This window comes from Bacillus haikouensis (assembly GCF_013179555.1).
Classification (GTDB): Bacteria; Bacillota; Bacilli; order Bacillales; family Bacillaceae_B; genus Rossellomorea; species Rossellomorea haikouensis_A.
Window position 1 is genome coordinate 1 of record NZ_JABMCR010000585.1, and the last position, 874, is coordinate 874.

Consider the following 874-nt stretch of genomic DNA (forward strand, 5'->3'; position numbering starts at 1 on the left):
ATGTTTGATCAAATCCTGTTTGCATTGGAAGAGATCAATCAAATTCTTCCAGTCGAGATTCCTGAAGAGGAGGCTGCCTATTTAACGCTGCATTTCCAGGCATCGCTTGAGCGGCTCAAGAATCAGCACCCTGCTGTGAAAAAGGTCGTCGTTGTCTGCCATATGGGGATAGGGATGTCTCAATTGCTGAGAACGAAGATTGAGCGTAAATTCCATGGACTGCAAGTGATAGACTGCATCGCGCATTCAGAATTACGGGCTTTTGTCGGGGAGCACGAGATAGACTTCATCATCAGCACCGTCCCTCTCGAAAGTGTGAAGAAACCGCATATTGTCGTGTCGCCTTTGTTGGAAAAAGGTGACGAAGAACGTCTCGGACAGTGGGTCAGGCAGCTTGACGCCACTGAAGAGACAAGCGGTAAATCAGTTCTATTAAGATATACAAACCCCTTTCTGGTGTTTCTTCATCTCGAGGAAACAAATAAATACGATATCATCAAGAAACTGTCAGGGGAACTTCACAAAAAAGGCTATGTCGATAAAGAGTACATGGAAAGTTCTATGATCCGCGAACGAATGGCTGCGACAACGGTTGGTGCGGGCATCGCGATCCCTCATGGAAACCCCGTGTTCATCAGGCAATCCGTGCTGGCTGTTGCGACAGTAAAAGAGCCGATTGAATGGGGAGGAGAGAAAGTTTCCCTTGTCTTTATGCTGGCTGTTAAAAAGGATAAACAAGAAAATGTGAAACAGTTATTCATGGAAATCTCCCGGTTAAGTGAAGATCCAGATCGGATCCAATCACTTCTAAAGGAAACGGATCGTATGCAATTCTTATATATCTTACAAGGGGATTAAGCAAGGTACTTGGTGC

1 protein-coding gene is annotated in these 874 nt (G+C 45.3%); it reads left to right on the forward strand.

Features of this window, described 5'->3' with window-relative positions; translation table 11 throughout:
- A partial coding sequence (locus HP456_RS24455; RefSeq protein WP_172255861.1) for a BglG family transcription antiterminator occupies nt 1-858 on the forward strand: 858 nt, incomplete at its 5' end.
- Nucleotides 859-874: the final 16 nt, after the last annotated feature.